This window comes from Deltaproteobacteria bacterium (genome assembly GCA_019912665.1).
Classification (GTDB): Bacteria; Desulfobacterota; GWC2-55-46; order GWC2-55-46; family GWC2-55-46; genus UBA5799.
Window position 1 is genome coordinate 482,392 of record JAIOIE010000018.1, and the last position, 26,643, is coordinate 509,034.

At 57.4% G+C, this 26,643-nt stretch carries 24 protein-coding genes; 13 read left to right on the forward strand and 11 right to left on the reverse strand.

Translation table 11 applies throughout. The features are described from left to right. Window positions 1–22: 22 nt before the first annotated feature. The 4 genes from K8I01_06725 to K8I01_06740 form a co-directional block, all read right to left on the reverse strand. Window positions 23–820, reverse strand: coding sequence for a response regulator (locus K8I01_06725; GenBank protein MBZ0220109.1), 798 nt, complete (start codon window positions 818–820; stop codon window positions 23–25). Window positions 821–1,484: 664 nt separating this feature from the next. Further along, entirely contained in the window at window positions 1,485–2,903 is a 1,419-nt protein-coding gene (locus tag K8I01_06730) for a sigma-54 dependent transcriptional regulator (GenBank protein MBZ0220110.1), read from the reverse strand. 310 nt (window positions 2,904–3,213) lie between these two features. Then, window positions 3,214–6,096 (reverse strand): cache domain-containing protein, encoded by a 2,883-nt coding sequence (locus K8I01_06735; protein MBZ0220111.1) that lies wholly within the window; start codon window positions 6,094–6,096, stop codon window positions 3,214–3,216. Next, a complete protein-coding gene (locus tag K8I01_06740; protein ID MBZ0220112.1) occupies window positions 6,093–6,923 on the reverse strand; it encodes a protein-glutamate O-methyltransferase CheR in 831 nt (276 codons plus the stop codon). Before K8I01_06740 ends, K8I01_06735 begins: the two co-directional genes overlap by 4 nt. Window positions 6,924–7,167: 244 nt before the next feature. On the opposite strand from K8I01_06740, the gene K8I01_06745 reads away from it, so the two are divergent. Genes K8I01_06745 through udp form a run of 3 tightly spaced genes read left to right on the forward strand, consistent with a single transcriptional unit; the run spans window position 7,168 to window position 8,751 of the window. After that, window positions 7,168–7,665, forward strand: a complete 498-nt coding sequence (locus tag K8I01_06745) for a DsrE/DsrF/DrsH-like family protein (GenBank protein MBZ0220113.1) — start codon at window positions 7,168–7,170, stop codon at window positions 7,663–7,665. A gap of 53 nt (window positions 7,666–7,718) precedes the next feature. Beyond that, entirely contained in the window at window positions 7,719–7,955 is a 237-nt protein-coding gene (locus K8I01_06750; protein MBZ0220114.1) for a sulfurtransferase TusA family protein, read from the forward strand. Window positions 7,956–7,965: 10 nt separating this feature from the next. Further along, window positions 7,966–8,751, forward strand: coding sequence for a uridine phosphorylase (udp, locus tag K8I01_06755; GenBank protein MBZ0220115.1), 786 nt, complete (start codon window positions 7,966–7,968; stop codon window positions 8,749–8,751). A gap of 6 nt (window positions 8,752–8,757) precedes the next feature. Here the strand turns inward: udp and K8I01_06760 are convergent, their stop codons facing one another. Then, entirely contained in the window at window positions 8,758–9,165 is a 408-nt protein-coding gene (locus K8I01_06760) for an ATP-dependent DNA ligase (protein ID MBZ0220116.1), read from the reverse strand. A 63-nt stretch (window positions 9,166–9,228) separates the two neighbouring features. Between K8I01_06760 and K8I01_06765 the strand changes: the two genes are divergently transcribed. After that, window positions 9,229–9,732 carry a Slp family lipoprotein gene (locus K8I01_06765; GenBank protein MBZ0220117.1) on the forward strand — a complete coding sequence of 168 codons (504 nt, stop codon included), beginning with the start codon at window positions 9,229–9,231 and terminating at the stop codon, window positions 9,730–9,732. On the opposite strand, the gene K8I01_06770 is transcribed toward K8I01_06765, so the two are convergent. The 5 genes from K8I01_06770 to trxA form a co-directional block, all read right to left on the reverse strand. Beyond that, complete coding sequence (locus K8I01_06770; GenBank protein ID MBZ0220118.1) at window positions 9,714–12,374, reverse strand: GAF domain-containing protein; 2,661 nt, start codon at window positions 12,372–12,374, stop codon at window positions 9,714–9,716. The two genes, K8I01_06765 and K8I01_06770, sit on opposite strands and share 19 nt — an antisense overlap. Before the next feature lie 142 nt (window positions 12,375–12,516). Then, on the reverse strand, window positions 12,517–13,173 hold the full coding sequence (gene rpe / locus K8I01_06775) for a ribulose-phosphate 3-epimerase (protein ID MBZ0220119.1): 657 nt from the start codon (window positions 13,171–13,173) through the stop codon (window positions 12,517–12,519). Window positions 13,174–13,278: 105 nt separating this feature from the next. Then, window positions 13,279–15,009 carry an adenosylcobalamin-dependent ribonucleoside-diphosphate reductase gene (locus tag K8I01_06780; GenBank protein ID MBZ0220120.1) on the reverse strand — a complete coding sequence of 577 codons (1,731 nt, stop codon included), beginning with the start codon at window positions 15,007–15,009 and terminating at the stop codon, window positions 13,279–13,281. 109 nt (window positions 15,010–15,118) lie between these two features. Next, window positions 15,119–15,676 (reverse strand): TlpA family protein disulfide reductase, encoded by a 558-nt coding sequence (locus K8I01_06785; protein MBZ0220121.1) that lies wholly within the window; start codon window positions 15,674–15,676, stop codon window positions 15,119–15,121. 119 nt (window positions 15,677–15,795) lie between these two features. Continuing rightward, window positions 15,796–16,122 (reverse strand): thioredoxin, encoded by a 327-nt coding sequence (gene trxA, locus K8I01_06790; GenBank protein MBZ0220122.1) that lies wholly within the window; start codon window positions 16,120–16,122, stop codon window positions 15,796–15,798. 271 nt (window positions 16,123–16,393) lie between these two features. Between trxA and K8I01_06795 the strand changes: the two genes are divergently transcribed. The 9 genes from K8I01_06795 (at window position 16,394) to cysS (ending at window position 25,314) form a co-directional block, all read left to right on the forward strand. Next, window positions 16,394–16,687 (forward strand): hypothetical protein, encoded by a 294-nt coding sequence (locus K8I01_06795; protein ID MBZ0220123.1) that lies wholly within the window; start codon window positions 16,394–16,396, stop codon window positions 16,685–16,687. A 421-nt stretch (window positions 16,688–17,108) separates the two neighbouring features. Continuing rightward, window positions 17,109–18,842: a tetratricopeptide repeat protein gene (locus tag K8I01_06800; protein MBZ0220124.1), complete on the forward strand. Its 1,734-nt coding sequence runs from the start codon at window positions 17,109–17,111 to the stop codon at window positions 18,840–18,842. Next, on the forward strand, window positions 18,839–19,480 hold the full coding sequence (locus K8I01_06805) for an outer membrane lipoprotein LolB (protein MBZ0220125.1): 642 nt from the start codon (window positions 18,839–18,841) through the stop codon (window positions 19,478–19,480). The genes K8I01_06800 and K8I01_06805 overlap by 4 nt, the downstream gene beginning before the upstream one ends. Window positions 19,481–19,556: 76 nt before the next feature. Beyond that, a complete protein-coding gene (locus K8I01_06810; protein MBZ0220126.1) occupies window positions 19,557–20,063 on the forward strand; it encodes a CarD family transcriptional regulator in 507 nt (168 codons plus the stop codon). Window positions 20,064–20,085: 22 nt separating this feature from the next. Beyond that, window positions 20,086–21,120, forward strand: coding sequence for a PIN domain-containing protein (locus K8I01_06815; protein MBZ0220127.1), 1,035 nt, complete (start codon window positions 20,086–20,088; stop codon window positions 21,118–21,120). Between the two features lie 183 nt (window positions 21,121–21,303). Next, window positions 21,304–22,023 (forward strand): 2-C-methyl-D-erythritol 4-phosphate cytidylyltransferase, encoded by a 720-nt coding sequence (ispD, locus tag K8I01_06820; GenBank protein ID MBZ0220128.1) that lies wholly within the window; start codon window positions 21,304–21,306, stop codon window positions 22,021–22,023. Continuing rightward, window positions 22,020–22,499, forward strand: a complete 480-nt coding sequence (gene ispF / locus K8I01_06825; protein ID MBZ0220129.1) for a 2-C-methyl-D-erythritol 2,4-cyclodiphosphate synthase — start codon at window positions 22,020–22,022, stop codon at window positions 22,497–22,499. The genes ispD and ispF overlap by 4 nt, the downstream gene beginning before the upstream one ends. Continuing rightward, window positions 22,499–23,875, forward strand: coding sequence for a glutamate--tRNA ligase (gene gltX, locus K8I01_06830; GenBank protein ID MBZ0220130.1), 1,377 nt, complete (start codon window positions 22,499–22,501; stop codon window positions 23,873–23,875). The genes ispF and gltX overlap by 1 nt, the downstream gene beginning before the upstream one ends. Next, entirely contained in the window at window positions 23,863–25,314 is a 1,452-nt protein-coding gene (cysS, locus tag K8I01_06835) for a cysteine--tRNA ligase (protein ID MBZ0220131.1), read from the forward strand. Before gltX ends, cysS begins: the two co-directional genes overlap by 13 nt. Window positions 25,315–25,402: 88 nt before the next feature. On the opposite strand, the gene K8I01_06840 is transcribed toward cysS, so the two are convergent. After that, window positions 25,403–26,056, reverse strand: a complete 654-nt coding sequence (locus tag K8I01_06840; protein ID MBZ0220132.1) for a hypothetical protein — start codon at window positions 26,054–26,056, stop codon at window positions 25,403–25,405. Between the last annotated feature and the right edge of the window lie 587 nt (window positions 26,057–26,643).

Genomic DNA, 26,643 nt, shown 5'->3' on the forward strand with positions numbered 1-26,643 from the left:
TGCTCCTCCTTGACGCTGATTTTCAAAGATGCTTTTGAGGAGGCCCCTCTTCCGGGCGAAAACCTTGAGCCTCGGTTCCCGTCTGCCGGGCCGCCGCGTTTACGAGTGAGGATACAGGCACCGGCTCATCCAGCCTGAGCCCCGAAACGAGGGAGCCGCCCGCCTCTGCCGACCAAGCCACAACCGCCCTTCTCCCGGTCTCGAACCCGTGGCCTACGCCGAGGCGAAGGTCGAGAACGCTCCCTGCCAGAAGAAGGGCCCTGCCCTGGTATTTCACTTTCATGCCGTTCGGGGAAATATTGACCGTGCGGGCATTTAGCCGCACGCCGCCCGTTATCAGAAGACAGTCCAGCGAGAGCTCAAGCCTCCCCTCGCCTCTTTTGCCTCCGGCAGGCCCCAAGCCCCCCAGAAGCGACTTCTCCATTAGCTCCTCTACCCTCCCGAGGAGCTCGGATATCCGGAAAGGCTTGGGAAGGCAGGAGATGCCGCTATAGGCTCCGCGGCCGAATGCCGCCTCGGGGTTGCCTGTCACGAAAAGGAACCTGTCCTTGAGCCCTGGGCTGTCCTTAACGGCGGCCCTGTAGAGTTCCATGCCGCCGAGCTCCGGCATGTTCATGTCGGAGATGACGAGGTCGTAGCCGAAGCTCGCGCTCCGGAGCCTCTCAAGGCCTTCGAGCCCGTGCCTTGCGGTGTCCACCTGGTACCCGGCGACGCGCAGCACCTCCGAGCAGAGGTCCCGTATGTTCTCGTCGTCGTCGACGACGAGGATATTCTTCGAGTTGAGCATGACCGTATCCACGAGCTGAGTTTTCCCGCTCACCCGGAGCGCCGGGTTCCTTTTAAAGCCTGCGAATCCTGAAAGCGTTCTGTCTGGGAGGTCCGGCCTTCAGAGGTTATCCTTAGGGAATCCTGAAAGGGCACTCACAAATGCGCTTGGCCGCTTGTCTCAATGCGAGAAATGTTTTGCAGAAAGCATGCCAAGGGACCGGCGCCGGATTTTGCAAACGATATCGCGTGTCAGACGCTCGCCTGCACACGGCACGGGATGCGACGGTTGTTCAAAGCTTTTATCCCTGAAAATCGAAATGGCTTGTCGGGGCAAGGGTTTCGTGAGGGTGCAAAAAGAATCGCAGGAGCAAAAAATGTCTCAGGGGTGTTTGAAGGACTCCACAGGCAACGCGGTGCACGGAAAGAGAAAACGAACAAATGAAGGAGGCCGGGTCTGGCCAGGGAGATAAAGAAAGGACTTCCTGGACGGCAAGCCCGTCGATGGGCGAATGGGCTTGGAGCCCTTAAGAGCTTGCCGAAAAACTCAAAAACATGTACAGGCTGTTCCAAAAAGTCCGGGATGCGAGGAGGCGAAAAACGAGGAATGAGTCGTACTTTTCTTGTACGCAGGAGTGTCGAATTTTGAAGACGGCAAAACAGATTCTTTGCTTCGCTCAGAATGACTAATTCCTACCAAGGGAAGATCTGATTGATACCTAATGCTTGCGGGGGTTCTTTCTCTTGAGCCTCTTATTGAGCGCCTGGCGGGTAATCCCCAGAAGGCTCGCGGCTATGCCCTGGTTCCCGTGGGAAAGCTCAAGGGCCCTGGCGATGAGGAAGTCTTCCGATTCCTTCAGGGTGGGAAAGTCTTCTGCGGAGACGGGCGGTCCGGGCTTAAGCTCTTTTTGCGGGGCTGCCGCAGTCCTCTCCCGGCCTATTATGTCCTTGAAGCTTTCCATTGAGAGCACCCCGCCCTTGTGCCTGGCGACCGCGTCATAGACCATGGCCTGGAGCTCCCTTATGTTGCCGGGGAAGTGATAGGTGGACATGAGGGTAGCTAGCTCGGGCGGCGGGGTGGGCTTTTTCTTTTTCATGGCGGCCGCGGCCTCGGCGAGGAAATGGTTCAGGAGCACCGGGATGTCCTCGGTACGCTCCCGCAGCGGAGGTATGTGGACCTGGTGAGCCCGAAGCCTGTAATAGAGGTCCTTCCTGAACCCGCCTTCGGCTATGAGCCTCTGGAAATCGTGGTTCGTCGCGACGACTATCCTCACGTCGCTCTTTTTAGGCACGTCCGAGCCCAGAGGATAATATTTCTGGTCCTGAAGGAGACGGAGGAGCTTTACCTGGGAGGACTCGTTTGTGTCTCCTATTTCATCCAGGAAAAGAGTCCCGCCGGCGGCATGGGCTATGAGCCCCTCCCTCGCCTCGTCCGCCCCTGTATACGCGCCTTTCTTATGGCCGAAAAGGGTGTCCGAGAACATGGTGTCGTCCAGCCCTGCCACGTTCACGGCCACGAACTCCCCTTTTCTGCCGCTTATGTCGTGGACCGCCCTTGCGAAGAGCTCCTTGCCCACCCCGGTCTCGCCTGTTATGAGGACCGGCTGCTGGGTGCCCGCTATGACCTCGACATACTGGAAGATGGCCCTCATCTTCTTGTTTATGGTTATTATGGAGGAGAAGGCTTCCTCGTTCTCGAGGTCGCCCATCAAGAGGCTCCGCTTGAGCGAAAGGACCTCGATTCGGAGCGAATGGAAATCGAGCGCCCTCCTCACGCTCGCCTCGAACCTGCTCCGCTCCACGGGCTTCACGAGGTAATCGAAGGCGCCAGCCTTCATGCATTCGACGGCGGTCTCGATGTCGTTTACGGCGGTGAGTATTATGACCGGGACCATCGGGTGGCTGTTGGCTATTTCATTGAGGAGCCGGGTCCCGGAGACATGGGGCATGGAAAGGTCGAGGACAATGGCCGCGACCTCCTGCTTCTCAAGGAGCGGCATCACCTGCCTGCTGTCGTCGACTGTAAGGACCTGCTTTATCCCGGCGCTACGGAGCATGACGCTGTAGCTCTTCAGAATCTGCGCCTCGTCGTCGACGAGCAGGACCGGCAGGGGCATTTTACCGGCTTTTAACGACATTCGCCTCCCTTTCAACTAAACTCTTGCGCCTGACGAGTCTGTCCGCAAATAGCCTCTTTTACTCCAGGCGGCGCACCCTTCATACAATTTGCCACGGATACCAATATCGGTCAACGCTTTCAGCGGCGGAAGGCCCCCGAAGAGAAAGAAGCCCGAAAAAAAGGAGCGGGCTTTCGGCTCCTGGCCGAAAAAGGGTCTGTTGGGGTTCAGCGCTCATTTCGGTGATTCGGTGCAGGCGGGCCATTATATAAGGGAACCTCTGAAAATTTGGATTGCACGCAGTCAAGGAAGGGCCGGGAAGGGCCGCAGGTCAAGTCACCACTCTAGATATGATACTACTGAGCTCGTCAATGGTGAAGGGCTTCTTGATTGAAGGCGCGCCCACCTTGGAAAGGAAGGCCTGCGTCTCCGGGTTTATGCTGTCTCCCGAGATGAATATCATCTTCTTGAGGGCCTCGGGCCTCAAGACCTGCACCTCGTTGTAAAACCCCTTGCCCCCGAGGCCTGGCATCTTGATGTCGCTTATTATGAGGTCGTATTCCGAGCTGGACACCTTGATAATGGCGTCCTCGGCGGATGAGCACCTGTCCACCACGAACCCGAAGCCCGTAAGCGAGTCCATGAGGAGGTCCAGGACTATCAGCTCGTCGTCTACCACGAGCGCTTTTTTCCCTTCCACCCTTATCTTCTCGGAGGACTCCTTGCCCCCGTAAAAGAGGCCTTCCGAGTCGTCGCCCGCGACCGGGAGCTCCACGATGAAAGTGGTCCCGTTTCTCCTCCGGCTCGAGGCGTATATATTGCCTCCGTGCTCGTGCACTATGCCGTACGAAATGGAAAGGCCGAGCCCGGTGCCCTTCCCGACCTCCTTTGTGGTAAAGAACGGATCGAATATCCTGTTCGCTATCTCCTCTGAAATGCCCTTTCCGGAATCCTCGACGCTTACGACTATCTTCCCGTTGCTGTGCCTGCTGCTTATCCTGATGGTGCCGCCGGAGCCGCCCTCCTTTATCGCGTCGCTCGCGTTGTTTATGAGGTTCAGGAACACCTGCTGTATCTGGTTGGAATCCAGCATGGTCCCGGGTATGGAATCGTCGAGGTCGAGGTCGATTTTTATGTTGTCGATCCTCAGCTGGTACGCCCTGAAGTCCAGGCTGTCCCTTATAATGCGGTTGACGTCGCCGTACTTCTTTTCCGGCCTCTTCCATCTGGCGAAGGTGAGAAGGTTCTCGATAATCTTTTTGCAGCGGTGCGAGGCCTCGTTGATCTTCCTTATCTTCGAGCTGGCGCTCTCGCCGAGCTTGTCCTCCAGGAGGAGCTCGGAGAAGCACATTATCCCGGTAAGCGGGTTATTGAGCTCGTGGGCAACGCCCGATACGAGCTCTCCTAACGACGAAAGCTTGTCCGACTGGAGGAGCTTCTGCGTAAGGAGCCGTTTCTCCGTCACGTCATGGACGTAGACGACGGCGCTCCCCGGCTTTGCCCCATCCAGCACCGGATAGGACTGCCAGACGAACACCTTGCCGTCCGGGGTCGTGAACTCCATCTCGGCGGGGGACGAGTTCTCTATCGACTTCTTAACGGGGCAGTTCCTGGCCGGCGGCTCAAGCCCGAACGCGGCGTACACGTTCCTTCCTACGGCCGCGCGCTCGGCAAGGCCCGTCATCTCCAGGAAGGACCTGTTCGCCTCTACTATCTTGTAATCGCTGTCCACGAGCAGTATGAAATCCCTGATGCCGTCGTAGATGAGCCGGAGCTTGTTCTTAGCCTTCTTTAGCTCCTCCTCTTCCTTGAGTATTATCCTGTTCGCCTTCTGGAGCTCCGTGTTTTTCCTGTCCAGGTCCTCGTTAAGGAGCTTCAATTCCTCGTTTATGGCGTGGAGCTCCTCTGTCTGGCTCTGTGTTTCCTCGTACGCTATCTCGAGCTCCTCGTTCGATATCCGGAGCTCCTCGTTCAAGTGGGCAAGCTCGGTGTTCTTGGCCTCTATCTCGGCAAGGTACCTGGCCTTCTCGGCTTCCCTTCCGCCCGCCTCGTCGGCCATCCTGTTGAATACCTTCGCCAGCACGGCTATTTCGTCCACCGCCTCCGCGTCCTCGACCGCTATCCTGACGCCCTGGTCGCCCCTGCCGTACGCAAGGAGCTTCTCCTTTACCTCCTTGAGGGGCCTCGTTATCCTGCTGGTCGAGACGAAGGCGGCCATGAGCGCGAAGCTGAAGCCGATGAGGGTTATTACAGCTATGACCAGCTGGTTTTCCCTCTGTATGGCCCACAGCCTTTCCTTGGAAATGCCCACGTGCAGTGAGCCGACTATATTGCCCCTCGAGTCCCTGATCGGCTCGGACATGGATATGAGCGAAAGCCCACCGACCTTCATCTCGCCGAGGAAAGGCTTTCCGGCCGAAAGCTCGGAATAGGCCGTCCCGTTTACGCGCGTGCCGCGCATGTTCCTTCCGTTCTCGTCGATTATGTTCGTCGAGATGCGCACGCCCCCCGCGGATACGGTCGTGAAGAACCCGTGGAGTTTCCTGGACACCATGTCGGGTATGAAGCTGTCGTTATTAAGCACGTCCCCGGTGATTATGGTCCCGATTACCGCGCCCCGCCCGTCCAGCACCGGGGTGACCACCATAAGGGCCAGCACGCCGGGGGGTTCGCTACCGGGAGCCTCGTTCGCGTCCGGGAACGCGTTCCGGGCAAGCTCCGGCCCCTCAAGCCTCAATGCCGGCCCGTCGAGGAGTTCTGTCGAGGTCCGGGCCTCCCTGGCCTCTACAGCCTGCCTGGTAAGGCCGCCGAGAAGGAACCGGTCCCCGTTTGAGGCGCCGTTGAGCCTTGCTATGACCCTGCCCTCCGCGTCGGTAACGGCCCAGATGTCCACATAAGGCCTGGCCTTCTTCCAGGATATCATGCTGTCCCTGAGATAGACGGCGTTTCCGGCGGAAACCGCGTCCTGTATCTCGCGCATGGCCGCGGCCTGGAGCATGCCGTAGCGCATCTGCTCGCCCCTGACATAATATTCGGTCCACGCGGCCTTTATGCCCGTTGAGACCTGCTCCAGGGCGTGCTCCATGAGCCTCGTGTCTATCACCCTGTAGGAGATATAGGCAAGGAGGAACATCGGGACAAGGACGACGGAGAGGAAGACGACCGTGAACTTGAACCCCATGGGCCGTCCGTAGAAGTACCTGAGGGGTCTCATCGGCATTTCCTGTAGATGTTCAGGCCGCGCCCGAGCGGTTCATACCTTGAGGAATACGATTGCGGCAGAACCTCCGCCTTCCCCATCACCAGTATGCCGCCGGGCCGGAGCGCATAGTCGAGCTTAGTGAAGACCTTCTCCTGGAGGGGCTTGTTGAAGTATATGAAAAGATTCCTGCAGAAAAGTACGCTCACACCCTTGATGGAAGGGCTCTGGACAATGTCGAGGGTGCCGAACCTTACGAGGCTCCTCAGGTCCATGCTCACCCTGAAGAAGCCGTCCGCGGGCACAAAGTACTTCTCCCGTAACGCCGCCGAGACGTTGGCTATCGCGTCCTCCCTGTAGACTGCCCTCCTGGCCTGGTCGAGAGCGTCGCAGTCGATATCGGTCGCGAATATCCGCGAGCCTGAAAGCGCCTCGGGGCTCATGGCCTCCGCAAAGAGCGCCCCGAGCGAATAGGCCTCCTCGCCGTAGGCGCATCCGCAGCACCAGGATTTCAGGGGCGTATCCCTGAACTCGCGCCTTATTATGCCTTCGAGCGCGGAGAAGACCTCCGGCTCCCTGAAAAACTCGCTGACCTTTATCGTGAGCGTGGAAAAGAGCCTGTGGTATTCGTAAGGGTCTTTTTTCAGGATATGGAGATAGTCTTCGCAGGAGCCCGCCCTGGCGGAATGAAGGAGTTTTGACACCCTTCGCGAGAGCGTGGATCTCTTGTAATTTCTAAAATCCCAGCCCCGCTCCTCATAGACCTTCTCCAGAAGTGAGGAAAGTCCGTCTGAGGAACCGCTCTGGCCGTGCCTATGGAGGGTCCCGTGGACAAGATTCATAGCTGTTGTTTACCAGGAAGAGTAAGGTCACCGCTTGAGTGGGAAGTGGATTGCGGGTGCCCCTCAAGTAGAACAAATAGCACAAACATAAAATTTTTGCAATGATTTGTTTAGGCGAACAAAAAGAAGCCTCTTCCCGGAGCACACCGGCAGGCAGGACCGGGTACGCTCGGGCGGGCGCGCTTTTCAAAAAACCTTGAACAAAACGCGCTTTCCGGGGTATCATAACCCTATGGGAACCAGTATGCCAGCAGCGCAGGCGCAGGCGAAAAACAGCGTCACTATCGTCCTTTTCAGCGGCGACCTCGACAAGGCTATCGCGGCATTCGTCATAGCGACCGCAGCCGCGTCCATGGGCATGAAAGTTAACATCTTTTTCACCTTCTGGGGGCTTAACGCCATCAAGAAAAAAGGCGGCCTCATAAAAGGGCAGAACTGGATGCAGAGGATGCTGAATATCGTAAATTACGGCCATGCCAGGAAGCTCGCCCTCTCGAAGCTCAATATGATGGGCATGGGCCCTGTAATGCTCAAGGCCATGATGTCGAAGAAGAGGGTGCCGAGCCTGGAGGAGTTCATAAAGACCGCTTCCGCCATGGGGGTCAAGTTCTATCCCTGCGAGATGAGCATGACGGTAATGGGCCTTCGGAAAGAGGACTTCATAGACGAGTGCCGCGACGTCATCGGGGCGGTAAGCTATCTCTCGATAGCCAGGGACTCAGACGTCAACCTTTTTATTTAAGTGCCCCGGACCTGCAGAGGACGGCGCACGGCAGTTTTCCAGGAAGGATACCAATGGAAGAGTTTGCTCCTGACAAAACGCTGGACGCAAGGGGCTTAAGCTGTCCCATGCCGTCCGTAAAGACGGCCCTTGCGCTTGAAGGGATGGTTCCTGGGCAGGTGCTGCTGGTGCTTACCGACGATCCTGTTTCCCAGAAAGAGCTGCCGCTCTGGGCGGAAGCTACCGGCAACAAGCTCCTGGCCCTCGACCGGGAGGACAAGACAATCAGGATATTCCTCAGGAAGGGATGAGCCGCCCGGGATGGCAAAGGTCTACCACCTTGACCTCGACAGAAAGGCGATAAAAGGCGCTACCATCGCCCTTCTTCCAGGCGACCCCGGGAGGTCCCGGCCCATAGCCGAGGCGGTCTCCAGGGCCTACGGCACCGAATTCTCCCTCATAGCCTCAAAACGCGAGTTCACGACCTGCCTGACAGAGGCATCAGGCAGTAAAGTGCTCGTCACCTCAACCGGCATAGGCGGCCCGTCCACATCGATTGCCGTTGACGAGCTCGCCCAATTGGGCGTCACACATTTCATCCGCGTCGGCACGACCGGGGCCATCCAGGACGATATCAGGAACGGTGACTGCGTCATAACTACAGGCTCGGTCCGCCTTGACGGCGCGTCCACGCACTATGCCCCGATCGAATACCCGGCTGTCGCGGACTTCTCCATAGTGGCGTCCCTCGTCCTCGGCGCAAAAAAGGCCGGGGTCCGCTTCCATGTGGGCGTGACCGCCTCATCCGATACCTTCTACCCCGGCGAGGAGAGGCCTGACTCCTTTATGAAGTACAAGCTCCGGAGGTTCAGGGGCGCGACAATGGAATGGAAGGCCCTCCATGTGCTCAACTACGAGATGGAGTCCTCGACTCTACTGACCGTTACCTCCGCACTGGGATTAAAGGGCGGCTGCGTAACCGGGGTTGTGAACAGGGGGAGCACCGGGAAGATAACCGCTAATGCGCTCCGGGCCGGCACCGATAACGCGGTCAGGGCGGCGGTAGCGGCCATAGGGTTTCTCCTCGAAGGAGACGGCCTCTCGTAGGACTGGTCAAGCGTCCCTGGGCCTGAGCTTGACTACAAGCCAGTTCTTCTCCATGAAACGGACCAGGGCATACCTCCCGGAAAGCTTTTTCCCGTTGAACTCGACCGTTATCCTGTCTTTTCCCCAGGACTCCTCGACGTACGTCCCGCTATCCCAGACCTCCACCTTTCCGGCCCCGTATTGCCCTTCAGGAATGGTGCCTTCGAAGCCGAAGTAGTCGAGCGAATGGTCCTCGACCCTTACGGCGAGCCTTTTTACGCCGGGGCTCTCGGGCATCCCCTTGGGAACGGCCCAGCTCTTCAAGACCCCTTCCCGCTCGAGCCGGAGGTCATAATGAAGTCGCCTTGCCTCGTGCCTGTGCACGACGAACCTTCCAGTCTCCTTCAATCCGCGCTCCTGGTTGACAGTTGCCATTAACCTGCTATTTTCAATTATAGTGGCCGCATGCCGGTTCCACAACCAGGAAGGATACTGCCCATGGCCAAGAGGTTCCTTTTGCTTTCGGCCCTCGCTTTTATTTTCATCTCCGGCTGCGCCCCGGTCATCTCGAAGGAGACGCTAGGGACCGTCAACCGGGGCCTCGAGTTCAGCGAGGTAGCATCCAGGCCAGCCGACTATGTAGGCGCATCCGTGGTCTTCGGAGGGACCATACTGGAGACGCGTAACGAGGAAGGCAGGACGGTCGTGGAGGTCCTGCAGGAGGGGCTCGATTCGAGGCTCCGGCCGGCCGAACGCGGCGAATCGGCAGGCAGGTTCCTTGTCGAGTTCGAGGGGTTCAGGGACCCGGCCGTATACTCGAGGGGCAAAAGGATAACGGTAGCGGGCGAGGTCATCGGCACCGAAAGGCTCCGCATAGGGAGAGGCACTTACGACTACCCTGTAATCCAGCCCAGGGAGCATGCCCTCCTTGACCCCCCTTCATACGACCCGGGGCCGCGCATCGGCATAGGGATAGGGCTCGGCTACACCCGCGTGAGGTGACCGGAGTCCCCGGACCTGGCGACCGTCCTCAGGAAAGCCTTCACCACCTCCGGGTCGAACTGCGTACCCGAGCACCTTTTAAGCTCCCGGACTATGTTCTCCATCGGCAGGCCCTTCCTGTACGGCCTGTCGGCGCTCATCGCGTCCACGGTATCCGCCACAGCCAGTATGCGGGCCATGAGCGGAATCTCCCTTTCCTTGAAGCCCTCGGGATAACCCGACCCGTCGTATGACTCGTGATGGTGCTTTATGGCAGGCACTATACTCTTCATCTGCCTTATGGGCGAGAGTATGTCCGCGCCCTTCTGCGGGTGCTTCCTTATGACGGCCATCTCTTCGTCGGTGAGCCTCCCTGGCTTATCCAGTATGGATTCGTATGTCCCGAGCTTCCCTATGTCGTGGAGGAGCCCCGCGAGCTCCATGTCCTTAAGCTCACCGGCGGAAAAAGACATCTCCCGTGCTATGTCCAGGGCGTATTTCGTGACCCTGTCCGAGTGGCCCTTGGTCCACGGGCTCTTCGCGTCGATAGCCTCGGAAAGGGTCTTCACTATTCCGAGGAAGAGCTCGCTTAAGTCGCTTACAAGCCGCGCGTTCTCGAGGGCGACCCCGATCTGGGAGGCGAGCTTCTCCATGACCGAAAAATCGTCTGAGGTGAAGGCCGCCTTCCTCCTTGCCCCGACCGTAAGCACCCCGACCACCTCTCCCTTGATCGCTAGAGGGACTAGCAGCTGGGAAAGGAACCCCTCCTTGAAGAGGGCCTCCTCGAGTGGCAGCCGGGCGGATTCGTTTATATCGGGCACGAACTGCGGCCTTCCGGTACTCAATAATTCGGTCGTGCTCGTATCCGAAAATGGTATAAGGCCCCCTTTTTCAAGCGATAAGCCGAAGCCCGCCTCGTATACGAAGCCGCCCTTTTCCCTGTCGACGAGGGCTACGGTTGCCCTGTCGCATGAGATTATCTTCGAGACCATCCTGGCCGCTATCTCCAGTATCTCATTGGGCTCTAGCGTGGAGAGGATGGACTTGTCTATCTCGTGCATAATGCTTATGGTCTCGACCTTCCTCGAAAGGTCAAGCGCCCTGTTTATCGAGTCCTGATAAAGCTTGGCCTCATCCAGCGCGGTCGAGACCTGGTAGGATATGCCACCGAGCACCTCCCGGTCCCTCTTCGTAAGCCCTCCGCTGTATTTGCCTGGCGGGCAGGTGTAAAGGCAAAGGAGCGCGCCCAGCCATTCGCTTTTGCGGGCAAGGGGCAGTATTATCGCGGCCTCGGCCCCGCCCGTCCATTCGAGCGCCTCTTTTCCAGCGGCATCCTCGAGGACCTCAAGATGCGGGCCGGACTCCATTGCTTTCCTGACGAACGGCAGGTCGGGCTTAAGCGGGTTTATCCTGAAGAGAGAGGCCAGATCAGGGGGGAGACCCTTCTGGACCGAGGGCTCGAAGAAGGACTTTTCCCTGTCCCAGAGGTAGGAAAGGCAGCAGTCCGCCTCCATTATGGACAGAAGACTCTCTACCACGTGCCCCATGAGCTTACCGATATCCGTCGTGTGCTCGGTGGCGAATGCTATGGCAAGGAGGTGCCTGGTTATCTCCATCTCCTCCCTCATCTTCTGCGAGGTTTCCTTAAGCTCGCTGAAGAGCTTGGCGTTCCTGATGCAGAGGGCCGCCTGGTTCGCAAGGGTCTGAAGGAACGGGACCTCGTTCTCGGGGAATTCCTCTTTTGCGGAGCATATAGTGAGCACAGCGATGGACTTCCCGGCCTCGGTTATGGGGAAAGAGGCCGCGGACCCCGGCCCGTCAACCGGTCCGCCGCCAGGAACGGTTTTCCACGGGGCCGGGATACCGTTTTGTACCTCCGGGGTCCCGTTCCTTACGGCCCTCAAGGAGGGCCCTTCGGCGCACGGGAAATCTTGGGATTCGTCCAGGGCGGATTCCGTTATGGAGGCGCCGCCCTCTCCTGCAATAGCGAGCGTCCTGGGCAGTATCTCTCCGGTATCAGGACCGAGGAGCCCCACCCAGGCCATCCTGAAACCGAAGCTTACTGCCGTGCCGCATATCCTCTTGAGCCTGAACTCGAGATCCAGGCTCCCCATGACGTCCTGCGAGAGCTCGTATACGAGCCTTTCCCTTTCGGTCCTCCTCTTCTCTTCCGTTACGTCCCGGAAGATCTGGATGGCGGTCGGCTCGTCCTTTTCAAGGAAATAGAAGCTCACATTGTAGACCCTTTCCGGGCCCGCCACCCTTATCTCCTCGGTGCAGGCGTGGGGCTCCCCCTTCCCGAGCATCCTTCTGCACGCCTCAAAAGGCCCGTCCATTTTCGGGAAGACCTCATAGTATTTTCTCCCTATTATTTCGTTAAATGGCATACCCGCCGCAGCCTGGTAGGCCCTGTTGCATTTCAATACCCTCATCCCGGAATCGTGTATGAGCATGGGGTCGAGTATGCTGTCGAAGGTGGCCTCCCATTCCCTCTTGGATTTCATGATGCCCTCGGCGATGGCGGTATTGTCCTCGAGGAGAGAGAGCATGGCCCGCCGAGTGCTTATGAACTCCTTCTCGCGCTCCCTTGCCTTTTCAAGCTCTTCCCTGAGCTTTTCCAGTTCTGCGGAGGCGCGATTGCTTGAATCCGATTTATAATGCAAGAGTTCCCTCCTCCAGCGGCCCCGCCGGATTGCAAGAGGGGCTGCCGAGCTCTCCTGGAAGACTGGATGAGGGTGGTTCCTGGATGACGGGGAGCTATAATGCGAGTACGCGCAAGGTGAGTAAGCCGGATGGTATTACGGTTTAAGCGGAAGCTATCTCTTTTTTCATGTGCGATATCGTCTTCGCGTAGTCGCGTGTGGAAAAGACCCCCGAGCCCGAGACGAAGACGTCGGCCCCGGCGGCTGCTACAGTACGGATATTCCCGGCCTTTATGCCGCCGTCCACTTCGAGCTCTATTTTCGTGCCCGTAGCCTCGATCATCCGGCGGACGGCGCTGATCTTTCCGAGTGTCGCGGGTATGAAGTCCTGGCCGCTGAAACCCGGGTTCACGGACATGACGAGGACGAGGTCCACGTCCCCGATGATCGCTTCGAGGGACGACGCCGGGGTACCCGGGTTTATCGAAACGCCCGCCCGGAGCCCGTGTCCCTTTATGGCCTGCACCGCCCTGTGGAGGTGGGTGGCGGCCTCTACGTGCACGGTTATTATCGAGCTTCCGGCCCTGGCGAAATCGTCTATGTACCTTTCCGGCTCCTCTATCATGAGGTGCACGTCAAGCGGGAGCTTCGTCCCCCTCCTTATGGCCTCGACGACGAAGGGCCCTATGGTGATATTCGGGACGAACCTGCCGTCCATGACATCTACGTGTATGTAATCGGCTCCTCCGTCTTCAAGGGCCTTCAGTTCCGAGGCGAGCCTGGTAAAGTCCGCCGAGAGTATCGAGGGGGATATCTTCATCTTTTACCGTCCGGTCACGTGGATTTTCCGCGGGCGCATGGTGCGGGGGACAACGCCTCGTCCCAATTTCTTATCAGAATCGGGGCGCTTTGTCCACCCGTACTTTCAGCAGTAAAGGGGGCTTTTGCAGGTGAGGACCTGCTCGGCCCTGGTCCCGGACCTGTAGACGGTAACGCCCTTGCAGCCGAGGCTCCATGCGGCGAGGTAGGCGGCCCTCACATCCTCGACCGAGGCGTCAGGCGGAAGGTTTATAGTCTTGGAGACGGCATTGTCGGTATATTCCTGGAAGGCGGCCTGCATCTTTATATGTGCCTCAGGCGGCAGCTCATACGCTGTGACGAATATCTCCCTTATGCGTTCAGGCACCTCGTCCCTGTCCTTAAGGTCCCCTCCCCTGGCCACGTGCTCGATAAGGCTCTCGTTATGAAAGCCTTCCTCCTTCGCGACCTCGGCGACAAGCGGGTTCACCTCCGGTATCTCGACCCCGTTAAGCACCTGCCTTATGTAGCTAAGGGAGAAGAACGGCTCAATCCCAGAAGAGCAGGCGGCTATGATGCTGAGCGTCCCGGTCGGCGCAATGGTCGTAACCGTTGCGTTCCTTACAGGAGCGGCCCCCGGCTTATCGAAGACGCTCCCCCTTATATTGGGGAAGGGGCCCCTTTCCCGTGCAAGGGCCCTGGAGGCCTCCCATGCCTTCTCGCTTATGAACTTCATGAGCTTACGCGCGAACGCCAGGCTTTCGTCGCTTCCGTACCGGAGCCTCAGGCGTACGAGGAGGTCGGCAAAGCCCATGACGCCCAGGCCTATCTTCCTATTTCCTTTAGCCATCGCGTCTATTTCGCTTGTGGGATACTTGCTCATCTCAATGACGTCGTCGAGGAGCCGTACGGAGAGCGCTACCGACTTCTCAAGCTTCTCCCAATCGAGCGCCCATGCCCCGCGCTCCTCCCTGACCATCCTCCCGAGGTTAATAGAGCCCAGGTTGCAGGGCTCGTAGGGGAGGAGCGGCTGCTCTCCGCATGGATTCGTGGCTTCGAAGGAGCCGAGGCGCGGGGTCGGGTTCACCCTGTTTATGCGGTCTATGAAGAGGACGCCGGGCTCGCCGCTCCTCCACGCGCTCCTGGCTATCAGGTCGAAGACCTCGCCTGCTGAGAGCTTTCCGACAGGAGAGCCGGTCCTCGGGTTCACCAGCTCGTATGAGCCGCCCTCCTCGATTGCGCGCATGAAGGAGTCGGTCGCCGCGACAGAGAGGTTGAAGTTCCTGAACTCGGCCGGGTCCTCCTTGACCGTTATGAACTGGATTATGTCCGGATGGTCCACGCGGAGTATCCCCATGTTCGCGCCCCTTCGCGTGCCGCCCTGCTTTATGGCCTCCGTCGCGGCGTTAAAGACCCTCATGAACGAGACGGGCCCGCTCGCGGCGCCTCCGGTCGAGCTTACGATGTCGTCCGCGGGGCGTAGCCTTGAGAAAGAAAAACCCGTGCCGCCTCCGGACTGGTGTATGAGCGCGGTATTCTTTACCGCCTTGAATATGGATTCGAGGGAATCGTCGACCGGGATGACGAAACAGGCCGCGAGCTGCTGAAGCCTCCTCCCGGCGTTCATTAGGGTCGGGGAGTTCGGAAGGAATTCGAGCCGGGACATGAGGCCGTAGAAAGCCTCCTCGTAGCGGGAGGCGTCCTCGGGCCTCCCGAAGAGGGCCTCGGCCTGCGCTATATTCCCGGCCACGCGCCTGAACATCCCGTCAGGGCTTTCAACAACGCGTCCGGATTCGTCTTTCTTAAGGTACCGCTTCTCGAGAACGGTAATCGCGCCGGGCGAGAGCCGGAGGGCCATCAGGCACCTCGTAAGGAAGTGATTTACGGCATGGTAACCGCAAACGACATGAATTGATTTTAACAGCGATGGCCGGAGGGCGCAACCGCCGGGCCGCAAGGAGGAGAACTTATGCCTTCAGGTATTCCCTGAGGAACTCGGAAAGGGTCTTCTGTGTTACCATGCCGTTAAAGACCTGCAGGACCGTGCCGTCCTTTCCAATGACGTAGGTCATGGGTATGAAGCCTATCCTGTAATCGGACATTATCCGTCCGTCGGAGTCGATGCCCGCCGGGAAGGTGACCTTGAACGCTTTTATGAACTCCCGCGCATTTGTCTCGGTATCGTCAACCGCGATGGCCACGAACTCGACCCCGCTCCCCTTGAACTCCGCCCAGGCCCGCTCAAGCTCAGGGGCCTCCATCCTGCAGGGGCCGCACCAGCTCGCGAAGAAATTGACGACAACGAGCTTGCCCTTAAGCTCCTCGAGCCCGAGCTCCCTGCCGTCGAACCCCATGACCTTGAAAGGTACCGCCTTTCGGGGGGCAGCCTCACTGGAGGCATTCGATTTCTCTTCCGCTTTCGGCCTGTCCTCGGATTTTCCGCAACCCCAGAGGCCGATTCCCAGGAACAAGAGGATTACCGCTATATTGAGCACATGGCCGCGCGGGCCCATTTTATTAGCCATTTCAGGACACCTACTTTGCTTTTTCGTGATTTTAACCTTATTGGAGGCGCTTTGCAACCGAAAGCAAAAAAGGCAGGCCTCTCGGCCTGCCTCCAGGATACCCAGACGGATTGTCCCGCTTAAAGCGCTTTTTCAATAAGCTCCTTTACCTGGTCCTTCGGCACCGCGCCGACAAGCTGGTCGACGACCTTCCCGTCCTTGAAGAGTATCAGGGTCGGGATGCCCCTTACGCCGTATTTGCCCGGAGTGGAGGGGTTGTCGTCCACGTTCATCTTCGCCACCCTCACCTTGCCGGAATAGGCCGCGGCCATCTCGTCCACAATGGGGGCGATAGCCTTGCACGGGGCGCACCAGCTCGCCCAGAAGTCCACCAGGGCCGGGATATCGGATTTCAGCACCATGGATTCGAAATTGGAATCTGATACATTTATCGTGTTCTCGCCCATCTACGACTCCTTTCAAGGCTATTATGCAGAGAAGCGGTTTTTCAAAGGGGAAACCGGGAAAATGGAAGATTCCGGGCAATTCAATACTGTATGAATATAATTCAACTACCCTGGTGTGTCAACTCATTTGTCCAGAAGCCCTACAACATCAACTTCGTGTCAGACCAGGTTCCCGGCAGCCGTATTAAAACGCGCTAATCGCAATTGCACGTCCGGCGAGGGTCTCTTTTGACTTGACACCAAAGCGCCTTTCCTGGAAAATATACCGGCAATGAAGGACGAAGCACTTCTCCAGACACTCGAAGAGACAGCCGAACGGCTCTCGATAAAGCTCTCGTATGAAGACCTCCGGAAAGGCGAAGTCACCGCCAGGGGGGGCATCTTCCAGCTTCGGGGCGAGAGGCGGATTATCATACACAAGGGCCTTCCAGTGAAGGACAGGGCCGAAGTGCTGATTGATATCCTCTCGGGGGTGGATACGTCTTCGATACACCTTCCGCCCGCTCTGAGGGAACGGCTTGAAAAAGCCAGGGAAAGGGCCCTCCCCAGGGCCGCGGAAGCCTGAGCCCAAACGGGCGGGCCAGAAAACGTCCATTTAGCATATTTAAAAGAAGGCAACCGGCTGGCCACTGCCTTCCAGGCCAAAAAAAAATCTCATATTCCCCCGTTCCAGCTCCCCTGCTCTCACCAGCGCTCCCGGTAATTTCTCCAGCTCAGTCCGGCTCGTTTCCGGGCTCAATAAAAAACGCGGCCGTTTACTTACGCTGCCGTCTGCAGTTTCTTCGACTTTCTTTAGATTGACTCCTGGATATTGCGGATGCTATCATAGGAAACGGCAGAATTTTGGCCAGGGAAAACCCCGGAGATTGCTTTATCCGGGCGGCCAATGGAATCAAGGCTCCGCCGCCAATGGACCGCGGCACCAGTCAGGCCTGAAGCGAAGCGCGCTTGAGCGTCACCTTCGAGGCCGGTTCGGAGGAATAGACGTGAAAGAATCCACCTATTTTAAAAAGCTGGTAGTGCCCGCGCTGGCGGCGCTCCTCCTTATACCTTCCTTTGCCGCCAAATCGCATGCCAAGGACCACAAAAACGCCAAGGTCAGCCTGAAAAAATCCGGGAAGGCCGGCGATTCCTATTATTTCTACATGGCCGCGCAGATGCTCAGGAATAGCGGCGACCTCGCGGGCGCTATAGACCTTTACAAGCGCTCCGTCACCCTCGACCCGGATTCCGCGATCCTGCATTCCGAGCTCGGGAGCCTGTACATGGGCGCAGCGGACCTTGAGTCCGCGAAGAAGCACCTCGAGACCGCGATAGAGAAGGACCCCGGCTACGCGCCCCCGTACGCGCTCCTTGCAGAGATACACTCGTTCCAGAAGGACCAGGCGGAAGCCGCCAGGAACTATGAGAAGGCCATCGAGCTCGACCCCTCTGACAGCAAGAGCTACCTGATGCTCGGCTCAATGTATTCCAAATCGAAGGAATATGAGAAGGCCGAAGCGGTCTTGAAGAAGCTCCTTTCCGTCAAGCCCGACTCCGCGATGGCGTACTACTACCTCGCCAAGAACGAGTTCGACAGGGCGGACTACGAAAGAGCAGCCGAGTATTACCAGAGCGCCCTGAACCTCAACTCGCGCTTCGGGACCGTGTACTTCGAGCTCGGGGTCACCTTCGAGCTCGCCAAGCAGTTCGACAAGGCGATCGAGACCTATTCACAGGGCGTACTCCTCATGCCCAACGACACGAGCATGGTAAACCGCCTGAGCACGCTCTATATACAGCAGAACAGGCTGGACGACGCCCTCGAGCAACTGAAGAAGCTCGAGAAAAGGGACGAGACGCGCCTGGACGCGATGGTCAGGACCGGGCTCATCTACTTCGAGAAAAAGAAATTCGACGAGGCGATCGCTAAATTCAACGACATACTCTCCATAAACCCCGAGTTCCACAGGGTCCGCTACTACCTCGGGACCACATACGAGGAGAAAGGGGACCTCGCCAACGCGGCTGCCGAGTTCGTGAAGATACCGGAGAAGGACACTAGCTTCATCGACTCTAAGATACACCTCGCCTACATATACGAGCGTCAGGGGAGGCTCGAGAACACCATAAAGGAGCTGAACGAGGCCATAAAGGCCCGGGGCGAAAGTGTCGAGCTCCTTAAGCTCCTCGCCACCATATACCGCGATGCAAAAAGGCATACCGAATCCATAGATACGCTCGAAGTGGCCGTGAAGCTCAAGCCCGAGGACCCGGACCTCCTCTTCCTCCTCGGGGTTCTCTACGACGAGGCGAAGATGGAGGAGAAGTTCATCCCCACCATGTACAGGGTGATAGAGATAGACCCCAAACATGCCAACGCCCTAAACTACATCGGCTACACCTACGCCGAGAGGGGCATCGAGCTCGACAAGGCCGAGGAGCTCATAAAGAGGGCGCTTGAGGCATCGCCCGACAGCGGCCACATACTCGACAGCCTCGGCTGGGTCTACTTCAAGAAAGGCGAGATAGACAAGGCCGTCGCCGAGCTCGAAAAAGCGCTCAAGCTCCTTCCGGACGACCCCGTCGTCATAGAGCACCTCGGGGAAGCGTATTCGAAAGGCAGGAACAGGGAAAAGGCGCTCACCATCTTCGAGTCCGCCCTCGGTAAAGACCCTGAAAACGCGGGCCTGAAGGAAAAAATAGACCGCCTCCGGGAAGAAATAAAGGCAGCGAAGTGAGAAGGCTTCTATTGCTTGCCGCGCTTGTCCCGCTCCTTGCAGCCGGGTGCGCGGCCAAGCGCCCTGTAACGCTCTCTCCCCCGGAGATAACCCCGGTATCGCTTCGCGCATACGGGGCCGTTGAGATGAAGCGGGTCTTCACCGTAAGCGGCAGGGCCCTGATACTCGCCAGGAGCCCCGCCTCCTTCAGGATAGAGGTCTACGGGCCCTTCGGCCAGACCGCCGCCATACTGGCGAGCGACGGAGAGACGGTTTACACCGTTACTGAAGACGGCGCCGAGACTTTCAACCGCGATGAACCCGGCGTTCCATATTCGATTAAGCCCGAGGACGTCACATCCTTCCTCCTGGGGAATCCCCGCCCGGCATACGAGCTTTCCGGAAACGAGGCCGAGACGGCAAGGGACGAGCACGGAAGACTCCGGCTCTTCTCCAGGCCGTCTGAAGACGGACAACGCGGCCTCAAGGTCCTCCTCGAGGACTACAGGGAGGTATCGGGGGCCCACATACCTTTCAGGATAATCATCGACGACGGCAAAAGGACCGTCACGATAAAATACAGCGAAGTCGAGGTAAACCCGGCACTTCCGGAGGACCTCTTCCGGGCCGGGCCGCCCGCCCGAGAGGCCGGACCATGAAGGCAAAGAAGTTGACTATAAAACACGGATATGTTATAAAGATAATACCTCTTTCCCCACATTCTAAAGGACCTTCATGTCCAAAATCGTAATAGATAACTTCAAGACCGGCGAGCTTGCCGTCTACCCTGCCCATGGCGTAGGAATGATAATGGGCATCGAGACAAGGGAAGTCTCGGGGTTAAACAAAAACTTTTACATAATCAAAATACTCGATACTGAAGCCACGATAATGGTGCCGACCGACACGGCCGCGGCGGTCGGCTTGAGAAAGATCGTAAAGAAGTCCCTTGTCCCCAAGGTGTACGAGATACTCAAGGACCGCTCCGAGGTCTGCCTCGACAACCAGACCTGGAACAGGAGATACAGGGACTACACCGACAAGATAAAAAGCGGCTGCGTGATGGAAGTCGCGCGGGTGCTGCGTGACCTCTACATCCTCAAGTACGACAAGGAACTGTCGTTCGGGGAGCGCAGGATGCTCGACACCGCCAAGAACCTCCTTGTAAAAGAGATCTCGATCGCCAAGAAGGTAAAGGAAGAGAAGGTCGAGGAAGAGCTTTTCCGCCTGATGCAGCGTTAAGGAGGCCGTCTTGTATCTCGTAATGCGCTCCCTTCTGGTGATCTTCGCCTCTGCCAGCGGGTACTACATAGTCCTCCGGATACTCGGCGGGAAGTTCGCCCTTGTGGGCCTGGTAAGCGGCCTGCTCATATCCGTCCTCGCCCTCTTTTTTGAAAAACGCGTAAAGAAGACCCCTTTAAGGATAGTCCTCGGCGGCGCCATAGGGCTCATAATAGGGCTCACCGTCGCGAACCTCCTCACCTACCCCCTCATGCTGAAATCCCAGTTCGGGAGCGAGTACTTCGAGCTCGCGGTCTACCTCCTCACCAACATAATCATCGGCTATTTGGGCCTGAGCATCGGAATGAAAAAGGGCGACGAGTTCGATTGGCACAAGACCGTCAAGCTCTTCACCGAGCACCAGAGGGCCGGAGACACGGCCGAGAAGGCCGCTATAAAGGCAAGCCCCCTCGTAATAGACACTAGCGTCATAATAGACGGCAGGATCGCCGAGGTCACGGAAACCGGCTTTCTGGAAGGCAAGCTCATAGTGCCGCAGTTCGTCCTCCAGGAGCTCCAGCACATAGCCGACTCGGCGGACCCGGTCAAAAGGGCACGCGGCAAGAGGGGGCTCGACGTCCTTAAGCAGATACAGTCCACTAACAGGACCGCCGTCGAGATAACCGGGAGGGACTTCCCTGAAATAAGGGAGGTGGACTCAAAGCTCGTGGCCCTCGCAAAGGAGCTCTCCGGGAAGATACTCACGAACGACTCCAACCTCAACAAGGTCGCGGAGCTCCACGGCGTAATCGTTCTCAACATGAACAAGCTCGCGACCGCAATGAAGCCCGTGGTGCTCCCCGGCGAGGCCCTCAATATCCTGGTCCTCAAGGAGGGCAAGGAACACGGCCAGGGCGTAGGCTATCTTGAGGACGGGACAATGGTCGTCATAGACAACGGCCGCGAGTTCGTGGGCAAATCCATTGACGTCACCATAACGAGCGTCCTTCAGACCACCGGCGGGAGGATGATCTTCTCCAAGGCCCGGGAAGATTTCAGGAAGGCCGTCTACCAGTAGGCATATCCGCCAAGGCAACTGCGCACCGCTCTCTAATCCCTGTACAATCAGACAGTGCCTTCACCTTGAAAATCCGCTTAAAATCCTTTAAATGGAGTCGAAATAATATTAAACTGTCCGATGCAGTCAGCTGGTGACGGGCATCGAATGCCTTTTGTCGCCATTTTGACGCCGCATGAACATATGAAAAATCCGCCTGAACGGTTAAAAACTCTCGCCATAATACCTTCCGCGGGCATGGGCCGCAGGATGGGGTCCGGGAAGATGAAGAACTTTCTGGACCTACTCGGGAAACCCGTGCTCGCCCGCACGATAGAGCCTTTCGAGGCTTCCGGCATGGTCGATTCAATTGTCGTAGTCGCCCCCCCGGCGGACGAAAGGTTCTGCAGGGAGCGGATAATAGAAGAATACGGCTTCCGCAAGGTCATCTGCGTGGCAGGCGGCGGGGCCGAGCGGCAGGACTCGGTCGAGAACGGCCTCAATGCCGCCGGAGATGGCTTCGGGGCCGTTATCGTGCATGACGGGGCGCGGCCCCTCGTCACCCCTGATATAATCGAGAAGACCATAAGGGCCGCGATCGAGACCGGCGCGGCAATAGCCGCGGTGCCAGTGAAGGACACGATAAAGGAGGCCGGAGACGGCTTCGTGAGGACGACCCTTAAAAGGGAGACGCTCATCGCCGTGCAGACCCCGCAGGCCTTCAGGACCGAAATACTCAAAGAGGCGTTCAGGAAGGCGAAGTCCGAAGGCTTCCTAGGGACCGACGAGAGCTCGCTTGTCGAGAGGACTGGCGCGAAGGTAAAGGTGGTCCTCGGCTCCTATGAGAACATAAAGATAACCACACCCGGCGACCTCATGCTCGCCGAATGCATACTTAGGCAGAGGGACGGAATAAAAATATGAGGATAGGTTTCGGATACGACGTCCACAGGCTCGTGGAGGGAAGAAGGCTCGTGCTCGGGGGCGTGGAGGTGCCCTACGGGAAAGGCCTTGACGGCCACTCCGACGCGGACGTCCTCCTCCATGCCGTCATAGACGCGCTCATCGGGGCGGCGGGCCTGGGCGACATCGGCAAGCACTTCCCCCCGACAGACCCGGCGTGGAAGGACGCATCGAGCCTCGACCTACTGGCCAGGGCCGCATCCCTCATAAAAGAAAAGGGCTTTACGGTGGGGAATATCGATTCGACCATCGTCTGCCAGACCCCCAAGCTACTCGGCCACATACCAGGCATGGTCAGGAACATCTCGCGCGTGCTTGGCTGCGGCGAGGAGAGGGTGAACGTAAAGGCCAAGACAGAGGAAGGGCTCGGCTTCACGGGAAGCGGCGACGGCATAAGCGCCTACGCCGTTGCCCTTCTCGAAGGGGGCCGGGGATAATGGTAAGGACCCGGTTCGCGCCTAGCCCGACTGGCGCGCTCCACCTCGGTAACGCCCGGACCGCGCTATTCAACTGGCTCTTTGCCCGCCGTCATAAAGGGAGCTTCATACTCCGGATAGAGGACACCGACACCAAGAGGTCCACTTACGAGGCCGAGGCAGGCATATACGAAGACCTTAAATGGCTCGGGCTCGGCTGGGACGAGGGGCCTGACACGGGAGGGCCGTTCGGCCCATACAGGCAGTCGGAGCGGCTCTCTCTTTACAGGGATGAGGCCGAGAGGCTCATTGACGGGGGCAAGGCGTACAGGTGCTATTGCTCGGTCGAAAGGCTTGATGCGCTCCGGGCCGAACAGGCCGCAAAAGGGCTTCCCTCGCGCTATGACGGAAGATGCAGGGAGCTTGCCCCCGAAAAGGCGCCAAAGGGCGCGCCTTCTGTCGTACGGTTCAAGATACCTGTAAAGAATGTCATGCTCATGGACGCGGTACACGGGCTTTTGAGCTTCGACTCGCGCGCCATTGGCGATTTCGTGATACTGGGCTCGGACGGCATCGCCGCCTATAATTTCGCCGCCGTGGTGGACGACTCCGAGATGAGCATATCCCATGTGATAAGGGGTGACGACCACCTCTCGAACACGCCGAGGCAGATACTCCTTTTCGAGGCCCTCGGCAGGCCTGCCCCCATATACAGCCATGTGCCGCTGGTCCTCGGGCCGGACAGGGCCCCTTTAAGCAAACGCCACGGCGATTTCTCGCTAAGAGGGCTCAGGGACGAGGGATATCTCCCCGAGGCAATTACGAACGCGATAGCCCGGCTCGGATGGAGCCCGGGCGAGGGGCTCCTTACCCTTGAAGAGATGGCCGGGACGTTCTCGATTGAACGGCTCTCGAAATCCGGCTCGGAGTTCGATATCGCGAGGCTTAAGTCCTACAGCAAGGAGGCGCTCGCCAGGAGATCCGGGGAAGAGCTCGCCTCTCTCGTTGGAATCGAGGGCGTGGATAACGATAAGCTCATAGAGTTTTCGGAGGCGCTCAAGAAAAACGCATCGACCCCTAACGAGCTACGCTCCCTTATGCGCCCCTTCCTCTCGGAACCCGCTCCAGGAGAGGCCGCTCTTTCCGAAATAAGAGAGGAGCGTAGTCTCAAGGTCATAAAGGCGTTCAGGGACGAGCTGGATAAGACGGCAGGGCCGGAAGATTACGATGCGGTAATAGAAAGGGTCAAGGCCGCTACCGGCGAAAAGGGCAGGCACCTACTCATGCCGGCGCGGCTCGCCTTGACCGGCGAGCGCGAAGGAATAGAGCTACCCGGGGTCTTAAGGCTCCTCGGAAAAAGAGAAGCGATAAGGAGGCTTGAAAAATGGCTTCGATAAGGGTCTTCAACTCCCTCACTGGCGAGAGGGAGGAGTTTAAGCCGAAGGAGCCGGGCAAGGTGACGATGTACGTATGCGGCCCTACCGTCTACGACCTGAGCCACATAGGGCACGCGAGGAGCGCGGTCTCTTTCGACGCCATACAGAAATATTTCAGGTACAGGGGATACGAGGTCAAATATGCCCGTAACTACACCGACGTGGATGACAAGATAATAAAGAGGGCGGCGGATGAGGGCATATCTTCCGAGGCTGTCGCGGAGAAGTATATAAAGGCCTTTGACGAGGACATGGCCGCATTAGGAGTGGGCCTCCCGGACCTGAGGCCCAGGGCCACGGAAAGCATAGGGAAGATAATCGAGGTCACCGACTCCCTCATAAAGAAGGGCTTCGCCTATGAGATGGAAGGCGACGTCTACTACTCGGTAAGGAAAAAAACCGACTACGGGAAGCTCTCCGGAAAGAACATAGACGAACTCGAGAGCGGGGCCAGGGTCGGGGTGGACGAGCGGAAAAAGGACCCCTTGGATTTTGCCCTCTGGAAGGCGAGCAAGCCCGGAGAGCCCTCATGGGAGAGCCCCTGGGGCAAGGGCCGCCCGGGCTGGCACATCGAGTGCAGCGCGATGGTGCTCGAATGGCTCGGCGACAGCATAGACATACACGGCGGCGGCAAGGACCTCATATTCCCGCACCACGAAAACGAGATAGCGCAGAGCGAGGCCGCTACCGGCAAAGCGCCTTATGCAAGGTATTGGCTCCACAACGGGTTCGTGAACATCGAAAAGGAGAAGATGAGCAAGTCCCTTGGGAACATCCTGAATATCCGGGACGCGCTCAGGGACCACACCGCCGAGGCCATAAGGCTATTCCTCCTTTCGAGCCACTACCGCTCTCCCATAGACTACACCGCGGAGTCGCTCCGGGAGGCCGAGAGCGCGGTAGAGAGATACTACAAGACCCTCCAGCGGGCAAGAGCCGAGTACCCCACCATACTTGAGGCCGAGCCCTGCTTAAGCTGCGTGGAGGACAGGCTCCATGACGCGTTCAAGCCCATGGACGACGACTTTAACACCGCCGAGGTCATCGGGAACCTCTTCAAGGAAATAACCCGGATGAACAAGGCCATGGACGAGGCCAGGAGCAAAGGCGAGAAGAAGGGCGTTTGGGAGGAGCTTTCGAACTCGCTCGCGGTCATACGCGAGGCGTCGAAGTTCCTGGGCGTCTTCAACCGCACCCCAGAGGAGTATTACAAAGACAGGAGCTCGCGCGTTGAGATGGAGCTTTCGGCTCAAGAGATCGAAAGGCTCATAGCCGAGAGGAACGATGCGAGAAAACGGAAAGACTTTGCCAGGGCCGACGCGATAAGGAAGGAGCTGTCTGAAAAGGGCGTCGAGCTTGAAGACACTCCAAAGGGGACGACATGGAGCGTGAAGGGGTGATGCTTGACAGAGCGTTGGGTTACGCTACGCTAACCCGACCTACACCTTTCGTCTTGCTCGGTCATCTCAGCCCTCCTGCCTCAAAAATTTATTTCGTCTTCGTATGCGCCATATCCCAAGCGAGTATATCATAGTAAATTGGTGGAACTTTGGCCTCCCCAGCAATTTTTGAAATACACTTTTGAAAAAAAATATAATCTTCTGGAGTTTGAATACACCTCATTGTGTCTGATGTGCGAATTATTCTTGTGTCTGAAAGTATCTTTTTAAGACCTACTATTGTATAGCTGTCCAGAGGAACATGCAGAAGCTTGAGAAGAGTTGTTCTGTTAGTCTTCTTGAGCTTTGAAAAACACATCAACTTCTTCATTACAAGATTAAACAATTTCAGACTCCGCCCATCGTCAAGAGATGTCTTCATTTTGCATTTCCATTCTTTACAGAGCAGCGAGGACGATCTTTTAAGATATTTGTCATACTCCCTCACACTCTTAATTGCTGTAATATCCTTGAAGGTCTTGCAAAGATGGTTTGCTGCCCATGTTCTAAATACTACTGAAGGACGCTCTGGCAAGCTTCTAAATGCACGAAAAGTGCTACCAGCAACTGCTTTCGTAACAACGTCTTCAATAGTATGTAGCTGATTGCCAAAGAAATTCTCAGCGCTTTTTTTTAATTCATTGCTGCCGAGTTTTCTTACAAGTTTTTTTCTGGAGAACTGATGCGGTCTTGGTCTTCCCATGGTCTCTTTAAAAACCTCTCAGTTTGGTAGGTTGGGTTAGCGAAGCGCAACCCAACACAAGCATTTCCATGTGACTTTATTTCTTGTTGGGTCTGCTTCGCGACCCAACCTACAAGAAATCTCAAATTGATGGTGCGCACAGCGCACCCTACGAACTGAAAGGCCTTTCAGCATGGTAGGGTGGGCACCGCCCACCATCAAAGCTAGTCTCGTAAGATGCGCTCCGCGCACAAAACATCATTTTAATACTTTTGAATCCGACAAATCTGACCCCTACGAACTGAGAGGCCTTTCAGCCTTGTAGGTTGGGTTAGTGAAACGTAACCCAACACAAGCATTTTCCATGTGACTTTTTCCTTGTTGGGTCTGCTTCGCGACCCAACCTACAAGAAATCTCAAAATAAATGGTGCGCGGAGCGTACCCTACCAATCTGAGAGGCCTTTCAGTTTGGTAGGGTGGGCACCGCCCACCAAATTGTATCGAAAGCAACACCCCACAGCCTCATAGAGTGCGCTCCGCACACCAAACCTCATTTTAATACTTTGAATCCGGCAAATCTGATTGCTGGTGCGCGAAGCGCACCCTG